Genomic DNA, 12,290 nt, shown 5'->3' on the forward strand with positions numbered 1-12,290 from the left:
ATTATTCACTAACTTCAATTCAATTTAAGTTAAGTTAAGTTAACGGATAAAATTATTACCTGATCAATCCCTCAACCCTCCCTTAAATACCGCACATAAATCAAATTATTATCAAAAAATCAGATAAAAATTCGTCCAAAAAACAGTTTATTACATCACGTTTATTATCATAAACAGTAGCAATGTGATGAATACAGATCAAAAATGATTTAATATGATACCAAGTGATCTTTATCGCTTACATAAAAAATCATAAGTAATCTTATTTACCTGTTTTTATAATAATTTAAAACTGAGAACAACCAATGAATATTAAAACAATATTAGCAACTACCATTTGCCTTTGGTCAATGGTAGGACTTACCGCCTGTGGCGGCGGGGGATCAACACCAGCTAGTGAAGAACAAGGAAGCACTGGCGGTGACAACACTGGCGGTGACAACACTGGCGGCGACAATACTGGCGGCGACAATACTGGCGGCGACAATACTGGCGGCGACAACACTGGCGGCGACAATACTGGCGGTGACAATACTGGCGGTGACAATACTGGTGGTGACAATACTGGCGGTGACAATACTGGCGGCGACAATACTGGCGGCGACAATACTGGTGGCGACAACACTGGCGGTGACAATACTGGCGGTGACAATACTGGCGGCGACAATACTGGCGGTGATAATACTGCACCAGTTGGACATATTGCCGGCACAGTGAGCTCTGAAGTAACAGATATTAACGTTTGCCAACTTTATCTATACGGTAGCGATGTAACAAACTTTGCTGATGCCTTTGATCAAAATCATGCCAATTTCAACTTACCATCCTCTCCAATTACCGGTACGGCGCCACTAAGTACAAGTACCATATCAACAAGTGGAGAATACCGTTTTGAAAATATTGACACTGGAAGTTATAAACTGGTTTTAAACTGCTTGGGTGGTCAAGATATTCAAGATGAATCTCAATTAGTTGATGATCCTATTCAATATGAAGGTCATACTATTCCAAACCCTAGCGGCATTACGCCAAACACCTTTTCAATTACAGTAACGGAAGCTGCAACTACCTATAACGATTTTGTTGATAGTAGAACTAAACCCGTAGTCGATAATAATGTTGATGTAGTTGTTAAAGCAGACATCACAGATCTTAACAGCCACAAAGCTGACCTACATGATATGTGGAGCACAATTAACCGAATAGCACCCAAAACTGGTGTTACTAATATTGACGGTTTAAAAGTAAATGTTGTTCGTATGTTAGGCGGGATAAATAAAAAAGTTGATGGCAAAAATGTACCAGACTTAGATTATGATATTGCCACTTATAATGAACAAACTAGCCAATACGAATATAATTTCCAACCATTAACTGATCGTATCGATGCTATTGTTAACAAGGGTAAAAACTTACATCAAATAGTGTTAGATCAGCCACCTTGGGCGTTCCAACACGGCCATTCTTTTATTCCAGATGAGCAGCCATACGACGGGGTTAGTTTTAAAGAAAGCCAACGAGTATCACATTACGGTAACTCATTACCACCAAAAGACAAGGTTGCTTATAACCAGTTTTTACAAGCAACAATGAATCACTTAATTTCTGTTTACGGGGAAAGTACTGTACTCTCATGGCGCTTTAGAATTGGTACTGAAATTGAAACACCGGATCATTGGTATGGCACAGAGCAAGACTTTATCGAACATTTTGCAAACTCAGTAAATGCCATACGTGCGGTATTGCCTAATGCCAAAATTGGCTTACATACACGTTCTCCTAACTTTGTTTACAAAAACGGTACCGTGACAAATTATAAAGGCGAGAAAATCAAATCTTTTGCTGACGCCTTAATTACCTATTGTGCTGACAACAATATTAAATATGATTTTTGGGGCTTAAGTGATTATCCATTTATTACCAATGCGAGTACGCGTGATCCAAAAACAAAATACGATGATTTTTTTAAACCTTTAGTTGATCATCCAAAATGGCAAGCGGGTACCACTATTGATATTGAAGAATATAGTGTTATTACCCGAATGGGATTTGTGGCACCAATTTATGCTTACATTACTTCAGATTCACCACAAGCTGACACTTTTAATGTCGCTTTAACCGATGAATTCTATCAAAATAACGTTAACCAAGTATTTCAATGGGGTTTACGTAATGGTGATAAACCTTGGCCAGTGGAAGTTTTTGCGACCATGTTTGGTAAACCTAGGATCAGTGCCGAAGTTAATACCGAAACCGTAGGTTCTATTATTGTTGCTGACTTAAACGATAATAATATCGAAGCGGTAACCTACCACTATGATCCAAAAAACTTAGAAGCAGAAAATGACCGTGACGTTAAGCTTGCTTTTAATGTTGATAAACCCGTAGGAACAACCTTTTATTACCGTAAAATACTCGCTGCACCTGAAAATCATGCTTTTTATAATTTTATGAAACAACCTTCAGCTGATAGCTGGTTAAAAACAGATGCAAATTATTATAACAAGTATGGCGCACCAAACATTGTATTGAACGAAACAGGTACTACACATTGGGAAAGTTATCAAAATCCAAAACCAATGGCTTGGACAGAATGGCAAAGTGCAACTACAGTTGCTCGAACTGACGATAAATCAGGATCACAGGTAAATATTAGCTCTGTTTTACCGCTATTCTCATTTGAAAAAACACAAATCAAATGGACCGCTAATTAACTTTTTCATATAACAGCCGTTTAGTTTGTTCAACATGGCACAAACTTAACGGCAACTCTAAAGTTAATAAAGTAACTTCAAAACTTGGTCTGTATCGTGATTTTTCACGATACAGGCTTCACAACCCGATATTCATTAGGACTATAGAGGTTAAATGCTCTACTTCAAGCTTGGTTCAATTAAGCGAGTAATAGCATTAATGTGGTCATCGCGGTCATTTAAGCAAGCAATATAATGATAAACTTCCCCGCCCGCTTCAATAAATACCTCACGGTTTTCAGCAACCAATTCCTCTAAGGTTTCTAAACAGTCGGCACTAAAAGCTGGGCTAATAATGGCCACATGTTTGTTACCCGCTTTAGCTAATTCAGCTAACGTGGCATCAGTGTAAGGCTTTAACCATTCCGCTTTACCAAAACGAGATTGAAACGTCATCACAAAGTCATCTTCATTCAATCCTAAGTTTTCAGCTAATAATCGGGTGGTTTTATGGCAAAAACAGTAATAAGGATCACCATTTTTTAAAAATAACTCCGGCATACCATGATACGAAAGTACTAATTTATCTGGCTTGCCATGTTCGGCAATATGCTCAGTAATTGAATTGGCCAATGCTTGAATATAGTCAGCTTGGTCATGGTAAGAACTAATAAAGTTAATACTTGGGATCCAGCGCCATTGTTGAACTTCTTTCACTACTGCATCAAAAGTTGAAGCGGTAGTTGGACCTGCATATTGTGGATATAAAGGTAAAATAACAATTTTACTCACCGCCGCTTGCTGAAACTTTTGCAAAGCGTGTTTAATACTTGGTTTGCCATAACGCATAGCAACATCAACTAAAACATGCTCGCCATATTGTGCTGTTAATTTTTCGGCAACTTTGTTTTTTTGCGCAAGGCTATGCACCATTAATGGTGAACCTTGATCGGTCCAAATACTTTGATAAAGCTTTGCCGATTTTGCTGGGCGAACGCGTAAAATAATACCGTGTAAAATCACCAGCCAAACTAACCGGGGAATTTCAACCACGCGAGGGTCAGATAAAAATTCACGTAAATAACGTTTTAATGCACTAGTTGTAGGCGCATCAGGGGTGCCTAAATTTGTTAATAAGACACCAATTTTTTTAGGTGATTGTTCACGGGTTTGTTGATGAATACTTTCATCTTGGCCAACAAATCGAGACATTTACACGACATCCTTAAGGTATTATTTACTAATTAGTGCGCTTTCTACTGCTGCTATAAATGCATCATCTGATGGCTTAACTTTACTATTAAAGTGTTGTACTTTTTGTCCGTCAGCAGAAATTAAATATTTATAAAAATTCCATTTTGGTGCTGTCGTTTGCTCTGCTAAATGAGCAAATACCGGATTAGCATCATCACCTCGCACAGCACTTGTTTCAAGCATGGTAAAGGTTACGCCGTAGTTAACAAAACACACTTCGGCGGTGTCTTTTTCATCATCTTCTTCTTGAAAAAAATCACCTGATGGAAAACCTATAACCACTAAACCTTGGTTCTGATACTTTTTATGTAAGGCTTCTAAACTTTTAAACTGTGGCGTAAAACCACAATTTGACGCCGTATTTACCGCTAATACCGTTTTACCTGCGGTTAACGTGCATAAATCAACGCGTTCAGATGAATGTAACTTGCGCATCGTTTGTTGAAAAAATGCAGGGCAACTGGCTGGTTTTTGTGTAATCGCTGCACTTGTTGGTGCGCTATGTTCGGGCTCCGCAGCAAAAGCTGTTGACCATGAAAAACATATACTAATAACTAACCCGTGTACTAATTTAATTGTCATGATCTTTTCCTTTTCAAATAATAATTAGGTTTAACAAAGCACCAAGCGATACAGCAGCTGTAAGTAGAATTCAATCCAACCAGCAACACGCACTAATTATTCAACAATAGTGTCAATAACAATATCAATTGGCGTACTGGTGTTTACCGCTATGTTATTTAATCGCCCTTGATAATCACCCGGTTTAATTCCTGGTGTACCTTGCTGCGAAATAACCGCAAACAAATGAACCTGTTCAAAATTACTAATTTTCACTTGTGGGTTCATCGCGCGGCTATCATCTAACACAATACGTGTAGGTAAATCACTCGCCATCATTTTAACCGCGGCTACCGGCATTCTTGGACCATCAGCAGGAATAGCATAAATGAATACGGTCTTATCGCCTTGTTCGATCAGTTTATTGTGTATTTTTTCTGATATCGCCACATTAACGGTTAAGCCAACAACTTCTTCCCCTGAACTTGGCGCTTGTTCTTGTGGTGATGCAACACCACTACCTTGAGCCAAACGGCTTTTCGCTTCATTAATTGCCTGCGTGATCGCAACCGTATTAACTGACTTATTTGCCTCAAGCACAATTTGCCAATAATCAACCGCGGCTTGATAATCCGCTTCACTAAAGGCATGCATGCCTAACAAAATGTTTGTTGAGGCGTCCGTCGGATCTAAAGCTAAAGCTTGCTCAATTAAAGCATTAACTTCCGGTGTTAATTTTTGCCCATGCTTATAATAAGCCGCTTGCGCTTTTGCCCCCACTAAATCGGCAACAACACCTTCAATTTCAATAGATTTATCAAAGGCGGTCATCGCATTTTCAAAACTACCTAAAGCCACTAATTCTTGGCCAAGCGCATACCAAAGCTCTGAGTTGTCTGGTGTAGCACTAAGTTGTGCTTTTAGTTGTTCAATTCGATTGATGCTTTCTTGCTGCTCTGGGGCTAAATTCGCATGTTGATCTTGCTGAATTTGTGGTTGTGAAAGCTGCTCAAAGGCACCAATTTTTTGATAAACCACAACACTAAACACTAAAACAAAAACCGAAATAACACTTGGCCAAATTACCGAAATTTGCTGCTTCATTTTTACCGTATTGCTATGTGCTTGGTTTTCTTCCATGTCTTGTAAAAAGCTTTTATCTAGCTCAGCAACTAAATATTGATAATTTTCTTGATCGATTTTTTCTTGCAGAAAATCACTTTCAATTTCTGCTTTATGTTCGTGATAAAGTGTTTTGTTGGTGTGATCGCGACTGTCTTGGTCAATATCATCTTTTTTAACTTGGCTAAGATAATGCCCCCAAATAATCAGTAAGATCAGGAGAATAAATACAACGAGGGTAATAATAACGGCCATGATTTATTTGTCTTTTAAAAATTGTTGAAGTTTTTGCTGTTGCTGGGCAGATAATTGTTTTTCTTCAATGGCTTCCGGTTTTTTACGTAACACTAAAAACATGACGACACCACCAATTAACAATAAGCCAATTGGTCCATACCAAAGAATATAAGTTAACGACGACACTTGCGGACGATATAAAACAAAATCGCCATAACGTGCCACCATGTAATTAACAATTTCACTATCAGCCTTGCCTTCATTAAGCATGGTATAAACTTGTGCTCTTAGATCGATAGCAATTTGTGAATTAGAATCGGCTAAGTTTTGATTTTGACATTTAGGGCAACGTAACTCTTTAACTAAAGCTTGATAGCGATCTTTTGTTACCTGATCTTTAAACTCGTAAGTATCAACTGGGCTAGCAACAACTAACCAGCTAGCTAAACAGCCAAAAAATAAGGCTAATAGTGATTTTTTCATCTTTTATCCTTGCCCTTTCTGTGCACGTTGCTCTTGTTCTATTAACTGAATCAAAGGTTCAAATTCTGTTTGCCAAACCTCTTCCGTGACCGCACCTTGAAACCGTTTACGAATAACTTTGTTGTGATCAACCACAAAGGTTTCTGGTGCGCCAGTTACCCCTAAATCTCGGCTTAATTGGCCTAGAGGATCAAACACAGAAAATTCATACGGATTACCTAACGTTTTTAACCAGTTAATTGCAAGTTCGCGATCATCTTGATAATTCACACCATAAATTTTTACCCGACCTTCTTTCGCAAGTTTGATAAAAAATGGGTGCTCGTAACGACACGTTGGACACCAAGTACCCCAAACATTAAATAATAAAATTCCCTCAGCTAGATCGGCTTCGGTCACTAAATGCGTTTCACTATGCACTTCGCTTAAATTAAAGCTTGGTAATTTTTTACCCACCAATGCCGATGGCATCGCTTGTGGGTTTAAAAACAAACCTCGATATAACACCACCGCTAAAACAACAAACAAAACAAGCGGGATAAAACGAATGATTTTATTCATCACAACTACCTAAAATTTTCTATTTAATTAAACTTTAACAGCGGATGTTTCACTGCTAGTTGATGAACTTTTTACGGCTTTTCTACGACGGTAACGTTTATCTAAAATCGCTAAAAAGCCACCAAAGCCCATGAAAATTGCGCCTAACCAAACCCAACGGATAAAAGGTTTATAATGAACCCTTACCGCCCAAGCACCGTCGTTAAGTGGATCGCCCAAGGCAACATAAATATCACGTAAAAAGCCCGCATCAATACCGGCTTCTGTCATGCCCATGGTTTGCACTAAATAAGTACGACGCTCTGGTGTTAACAGGGCAATAAAATCACCTTGTTCTGACACTTCAATTTGACCTTGCTCTGCACTGTAATTAGGCCCTTGAACATTTTTAATACCATTAAATTGAATGTCGTAGCCTTCAACGTTAATTGACTCACCCACCGCCATTCTGACATTAATTTCTTGCTCATAAGACGACACTAACGTAACACCAACAATAGTAATTGCGATACCAAAGTGTGCAAATGTCATACCTAAATGGCTAATACCAACACGAGAAAAGTTAAAGGCTTGGCTTTGATTGTTAGTGGCTAAATTGTGGACATCTTTTAGCACCACTAACGCAACCCAAGTAGCTAAGATCATGCCCATCGACACTAATAAATCAAACTCACCACCATAAGCTAATGGAAATAACAAACCAAAAATCACACTAGCAATAGACACTTTACTCAGTTGCTTGCGTAATTCACCTTGCTTGGCTTTTTTCCAACGAATTAATGGTCCAATCCCCATCACTACAAACAAAATGCTCATAATTGGCACAAAAACAGCATTAAAATAAGGCGGTCCCACAGACATTTTACCTAGCCCTAAGGCGTCAACAAATAGTGGGTAGAGTGTGCCCAGTAAAACACTCACTGCAGCAACCACTAAAATAATATTACAAACTAATAATGCCGCTTCACGTGAATACAGAGAAAAACGGCTAAAACTGGCTACGCTTCTTGCTCTAAAAGCAAATAAGGTTAACGAGCCGCCAACAGCAATGCCCAATAATAACAAGATGAAAACACCTCGCGATGGATCAGCCGCAAACGAATGCACAGAGGTAATCACCCCAGAGCGTACTAAAAAGGTACCTAATAAACTCAAACTAAAAGCAAATATCGCTAATAATACGGTCCAATTTCTAAATGTGCCGCGTTTTTCAGTTACCGCTAAAGAATGAATTAATGCTGTGCCTACAAGCCATGGCATAAATGAAGCGTTTTCAACGGGATCCCAGAACCACCAACCGCCCCAGCCAAGTTCGTAATATGCCCACCAACTACCAAGCGCAATCCCTAAAGTTAAGAATATCCATGCCGCTACTGTCCAAGGACGTGACCACCTAGCCCAAGCCGCATCTAACTTGCCACACATTAAGGCAGCAACAGCAAATGCAAACGCCACAGAAAAACCAACATAGCCCATGTACAACATAGGTGGGTGAATAATTAAGCCAATATCTTGTAACAGTGGATTTAAGTCGCGCCCTTCAGCTGGCACCATAGGCCACAAACGTTCAAAAGGGTTAGAGGTTAATAAGGTAAATAGCATAAAACCTAGCGCTACCATGCCCATAATTGCCAGTACTCGGGCAACAAATTCTTGTTCAATTCCCTTACTAAATTTAGCGACAGCAAAAGTCCATGCGGTTAACGAAAACACCCAGAGCAATAATGAACCTTCGTGTCCGCCCCAAACGGCGCTAATTTTAAAATAATAAGGTAATAAGCTATTTGAATGGCCGGCAATATATTTAACGGAAAAGTCATCTTCAACAAAGCTATAAGCTAAAATCACTAAACTCATTGCCGTAAAAGCAAACATACCAAACGTGAGTGGTTTAGCATAAGCGGTTAATTTGGAATTTTGGCTATAAACACCAATCAGCGGAATAATACTTAAGCAAACAGCAAAAGCTGTGGCAACAATAAGCGCAAAGTGCCCTAACTCAGGGATCATGAAGTTCTCCGAAAACGTATGTAAAGATGTTGAGTAGCCGCGATACGCTTAACCACAAAACTGACTAAGAAAATGAGCTATTATCTTACTAATAACAGCGTATTTACCGTTTCATTTCCCTAGTTTTATTGCGCATGATTCTATCACTAAGTTGTCATATTAATCATTAACTGAATCAGGGTTTTTAAACGTTATTAATAAGAAAGTTGATTTAAAATAAGCAAATAACAGCAAGGTTAATATTCATGTGAAGGCGCAAAACCTTTATAGTATTATGTTTATCTGTATCAATAAAATCATAAAAAATTTTTGCTAGCCTTTGCTTAACCTAGTTAACGCGCTCAAATTTATTGTAACAAACCGTTATAATTTGCCTTAACAGGCAGCTTTGTTAACGATTTTATTGTATTTTTTGCTATAGTCTGCCGACTGAAATTTTTAGAAGTGATCATTTTTTGTTAAAGCCGAGTAATGCCTTATTAAGTGCTGATAAATTAACCTGTATTCGAGAGGAGCGGATCTTATTTGATGAGCTCTCTTTCGACATCTGTGCTGGTGATATCGTGCAAATTGAAGGTCAAAATGGTGCCGGAAAAACCAGTTTATTAAGAATACTGGCCGGGCTTTCTGCCCCTTATTCTGGCCAAGTATTATTAAACCAAGCGCCGCAACCAAAAAATATCAGAGCATGTCGAGAAGAGTTTCACCAACAGCTCACTTATATTGGCCATAATCCTGGCATCAAAGGTGAAATGAGCGCACAAGAAAACCTTGAGTTTTATTTATCGTTACACGGCTTAGATAGTCAAAAAACCGAAAGCACCTTAGATAAAGTGAACCTAACGGCTTTTGAAGATAGTTTAGCTTCACACTTAAGTGCTGGTCAGCACCGCCGCATTGCGCTTGCCCGTTTATGGCAAAGTAAAACGCCAATTTGGATTTTAGATGAGCCCTTTACCGCCATTGATAAACAAGGGGTAAAAAACCTTGAATCACTTTTTGTTGAACATGCTCAACGTGGTGGTTGTGTAATTTTAACCAGCCATCAAGATTTAACAATTAGCGCAGCTAATTTTAGAAAAATTCAACTCGCATATAGGTTTTATTAATATGTCCAAAACCATGCCTAACCTTACTGAGCTGAATTCATCAAACTTGCCTTATCGCAAAGCCTTTATGCTGTTTTTAAAGCGCGATTTAATGATCGCTATTCGCCATAAAGACGACATGCTTAATCCGTTATTATTTTTTGTTATTGTGGTAACTTTATTTCCGCTTGGTATCGGGCCAGAAGCAAATACCTTATCTCGAATTGCTCCCGGAATAATTTGGGTTGCGGCGTTATTATCGTCATTATTATCGCTTGATCGTTTGTTTAAAAGTGATCACAACGACGGTTCTTTAGAGCAAATGTTGTTAAGTCCACAGCCCGTGTTTATTTTGGTATTAGCCAAAATTATTGCCCACTGGCTGATCACCGGCTTACCCCTAATTATTATCGCTCCTTTACTCGCGGTTTTATTACATTTACATGAAGCCAGTTATTTTGCCTTGTTTGTAACGTTATTAATTGGCACACCAATATTGAGCTTTATCGGTGCGATAGGTGCCGCATTAACCGTCGGCATAAAAAAAGGCGGCGTATTATTAAGTTTGATTATTTTACCGCTATATATTCCAGTATTGATTTTTGCCACTAGCGCTATCGACACCGCCGCAATGTACTTACCCTATGGTGGGCAACTTGCTATAATTGCGGCGATTTTTGTTCTGGCGCTAACCTTAGCCCCTTTTGCTGTAAGTTCAGCCTTGAAAGTGAGTACCAACTAAAATGTGGAAATGGTTACATCCTTACGCTAATCCTGAAGTGTCATATAACTTCGCCAAAACCTTAAAACCTTGGTGTTTCGGCCTAGCTGCTATTTGTTTAGCTATTGGCATTGTTTGGGGATTATTATTTGCCCCTGCTGATTACCAACAAGGTAATAGTTTTAGAATATTTTATTTGCATGTGCCTAGCGCTATTTTATCGCAAGGAATTTATTGGGGTATGGCGATAGCCGCTTTAACCAGTTTAGTATGGCAAGTGCGTTTAGCTGATGCTTCATCAGCCGCATTAGCACCTATTGGTGCTGTCTTTACTGCTATTGCACTAGTAACAGGCGCTGCTTGGGGCCGACCAACGTGGGGCACATGGTGGATATGGGATGCTCGTTTAACCTCAGAATTAATTTTATTATTTTTATATTTAGGAGTAATGGCATTACACAATGCCTTTGATGATAAAACCCAAGCAGGCAAAGCCGCAGGCATTTTAGCGCTTGTAGGCGTTATTAACTTACCCATCATCAAATACTCTGTTGAGTGGTGGAATACTTTGCATCAAGGTTCTACCGTCTCACAAATGGGTAAACCATCGATCACACCAGATATGTACTGGCCATTTATCATTTGCTTTTTTGGTTTCACTTTTTTAGTTGCCGCCATTACTTGTGTTCGTTTTCAAAATGAGGTGTTAGCACGCAATAGCATGCGGCCTTGGGTTATCAACTTAGTATCAAAGGGGCTTAAATAATGCAATTTAACTCTTTTAGTGACTTTATCGCCATGGGTGGCCATGGCCTATATGTGTGGATTTCTTACGGTTTTAGCTTACTCAGTTTATTATTATTAGTGTTTTTTTCATTACGCAGTAATAAGTTAGTACGTGACAACATCCGCAAGAAATTAAAACGTGAAGAAAAACTCAAGCAAGCACATCAGAAACAGCAAGATCTTGAAAATAACCCGCTAGAGACTGAATTATGAACCCTAGACGAAAAAAACGCTTAACCATTGTCATTAGTATTTTAGCTGGCTTAGGCCTAGTTATTGGCTTGTTGCTATATGCACTGAGTCAAAATATTGATGTGTTTTTTAAACCTACTGAAATCTATCAAGGCAAAGACGATAGCGGCATTAAGCCATTAATTGGCCAGCGTATTCGTATTGGTGGCTTAGTGGTACCAGGCAGTGTTCACCGTGATGAAGACAGTTTAAAAGTGAATTTTAAATTAGCAGACATGAGAATGCCGATTGAGTTTCATGACGATGATATAACCGTGACAGTTAAATATGACGGCATTTTGCCGGATCTATTTCGTGAAGGCCAAGGCATAGTGGCAAACGGTGTACTGCAAGAAGGTGGTTTTATTGAAGCGAGTGAAGTATTAGCCAAACATGATGAAAACTATATGCCAAAAGAATTGGCCGATGCCGCGAAACAAAAGCATGAAAGCGCTGGTTATTAATCAAAGCTAATAACTTTATTACTTTCTTATCATCACCCGAAACAGCTAAACAGTGATGATAAGAAAGACACTCTTGATA

Annotated in this window: 12 protein-coding genes; 6 read left to right on the forward strand and 6 right to left on the reverse strand. The window is 38.8% G+C overall.

Features of this window, described 5'->3' with window-relative positions:
• Positions 1-305 precede the first annotated feature (305 nt).
• Positions 306-2,714: a GH39 family glycosyl hydrolase gene (locus tag ACSLUO_RS12810; protein ID WP_448248995.1), complete on the forward strand. Its 2,409-nt coding sequence runs from the start codon at positions 306-308 to the stop codon at positions 2,712-2,714.
• Positions 2,715-2,873: 159 nt separating this feature from the next.
• Here the strand turns inward: ACSLUO_RS12810 and hemH are convergent, their stop codons facing one another.
• The 6 genes from hemH to ACSLUO_RS12840 all read right to left on the reverse strand — a co-directional run bounded on the left by hemH (position 2,874) and on the right by ACSLUO_RS12840 (position 8,921).
• Positions 2,874-3,905, reverse strand: coding sequence for a ferrochelatase (hemH, locus tag ACSLUO_RS12815; RefSeq protein ID WP_448248996.1), 1,032 nt, complete (start codon positions 3,903-3,905; stop codon positions 2,874-2,876).
• Between the two features lie 21 nt (positions 3,906-3,926).
• Positions 3,927-4,529 (reverse strand): glutathione peroxidase, encoded by a 603-nt coding sequence (locus tag ACSLUO_RS12820; RefSeq protein ID WP_448248998.1) that lies wholly within the window; start codon positions 4,527-4,529, stop codon positions 3,927-3,929.
• Between the two features lie 96 nt (positions 4,530-4,625).
• Entirely contained in the window at positions 4,626-5,885 is a 1,260-nt protein-coding gene (gene ccmI, locus ACSLUO_RS12825) for a c-type cytochrome biogenesis protein CcmI (protein ID WP_448248999.1), read from the reverse strand.
• 3 nt (positions 5,886-5,888) lie between these two features.
• Complete coding sequence (locus tag ACSLUO_RS12830; protein WP_448249000.1) at positions 5,889-6,350, reverse strand: cytochrome c-type biogenesis protein; 462 nt, start codon at positions 6,348-6,350, stop codon at positions 5,889-5,891.
• A 3-nt stretch (positions 6,351-6,353) separates the two neighbouring features.
• Complete coding sequence (locus ACSLUO_RS12835) at positions 6,354-6,911, reverse strand: DsbE family thiol:disulfide interchange protein (protein ID WP_448249002.1); 558 nt, start codon at positions 6,909-6,911, stop codon at positions 6,354-6,356.
• A 27-nt stretch (positions 6,912-6,938) separates the two neighbouring features.
• Positions 6,939-8,921, reverse strand: a complete 1,983-nt coding sequence (locus ACSLUO_RS12840) for a heme lyase CcmF/NrfE family subunit (RefSeq protein ID WP_448249003.1) — start codon at positions 8,919-8,921, stop codon at positions 6,939-6,941.
• Positions 8,922-9,376: 455 nt separating this feature from the next.
• Here ACSLUO_RS12840 and ccmA point away from each other — a divergent pair, with 455 nt between their 5' ends.
• The 5 genes from ccmA to ccmE are packed head-to-tail and all read left to right on the forward strand — an operon-like array spanning position 9,377 to position 12,211.
• Positions 9,377-10,030, forward strand: coding sequence for a cytochrome c biogenesis heme-transporting ATPase CcmA (gene ccmA / locus ACSLUO_RS12845; RefSeq protein ID WP_448249004.1), 654 nt, complete (start codon positions 9,377-9,379; stop codon positions 10,028-10,030).
• A gap of 1 nt (position 10,031) precedes the next feature.
• A complete protein-coding gene (ccmB, locus tag ACSLUO_RS12850) occupies positions 10,032-10,751 on the forward strand; it encodes a heme exporter protein CcmB (protein WP_448249005.1) in 720 nt (239 codons plus the stop codon).
• A 1-nt stretch (position 10,752) separates the two neighbouring features.
• Positions 10,753-11,496: a heme ABC transporter permease gene (locus ACSLUO_RS12855; protein ID WP_448249006.1), complete on the forward strand. Its 744-nt coding sequence runs from the start codon at positions 10,753-10,755 to the stop codon at positions 11,494-11,496.
• Positions 11,496-11,729 carry a heme exporter protein CcmD gene (ccmD, locus tag ACSLUO_RS12860; RefSeq protein WP_448249007.1) on the forward strand — a complete coding sequence of 78 codons (234 nt, stop codon included), beginning with the start codon at positions 11,496-11,498 and terminating at the stop codon, positions 11,727-11,729. Before ACSLUO_RS12855 ends, ccmD begins: the two co-directional genes overlap by 1 nt.
• Positions 11,726-12,211, forward strand: coding sequence for a cytochrome c maturation protein CcmE (gene ccmE, locus ACSLUO_RS12865; protein ID WP_448249008.1), 486 nt, complete (start codon positions 11,726-11,728; stop codon positions 12,209-12,211). The genes ccmD and ccmE overlap by 4 nt, the downstream gene beginning before the upstream one ends.
• Positions 12,212-12,290: the final 79 nt, after the last annotated feature.

The sequence above is a fragment of the Thalassotalea agariperforans genome (assembly GCF_053470345.1).

Excerpts from the sequence above, each read along its gene's own strand:
- ACSLUO_RS12810 (WP_448248995.1), top strand. The coding sequence starts at position 306 with ATGAATATTAAAACAATATTAGCAACTACCATTTGCCTTTGGTCAATG.
- hemH (WP_448248996.1), bottom strand. The coding sequence starts at position 3,905 with ATGTCTCGATTTGTTGGCCAAGATGAAAGTATTCATCAACAAACCCGT.
- ACSLUO_RS12820 (WP_448248998.1), bottom strand. The coding sequence starts at position 4,529 with ATGACAATTAAATTAGTACACGGGTTAGTTATTAGTATATGTTTTTCA.
- ccmI (WP_448248999.1), bottom strand. The coding sequence starts at position 5,885 with ATGGCCGTTATTATTACCCTCGTTGTATTTATTCTCCTGATCTTACTG.
- ACSLUO_RS12830 (WP_448249000.1), bottom strand. The coding sequence starts at position 6,350 with ATGAAAAAATCACTATTAGCCTTATTTTTTGGCTGTTTAGCTAGCTGG.
- ACSLUO_RS12835 (WP_448249002.1), bottom strand. The coding sequence starts at position 6,911 with ATGAATAAAATCATTCGTTTTATCCCGCTTGTTTTGTTTGTTGTTTTA.
- ACSLUO_RS12840 (WP_448249003.1), bottom strand. The coding sequence starts at position 8,921 with ATGATCCCTGAGTTAGGGCACTTTGCGCTTATTGTTGCCACAGCTTTT.
- ccmB (WP_448249005.1), top strand. The coding sequence starts at position 10,032 with ATGTCCAAAACCATGCCTAACCTTACTGAGCTGAATTCATCAAACTTG.
- ACSLUO_RS12855 (WP_448249006.1), top strand. The coding sequence starts at position 10,753 with ATGTGGAAATGGTTACATCCTTACGCTAATCCTGAAGTGTCATATAAC.
- ccmD (WP_448249007.1), top strand. The coding sequence starts at position 11,496 with ATGCAATTTAACTCTTTTAGTGACTTTATCGCCATGGGTGGCCATGGC.
- ccmE (WP_448249008.1), top strand. The coding sequence starts at position 11,726 with ATGAACCCTAGACGAAAAAAACGCTTAACCATTGTCATTAGTATTTTA.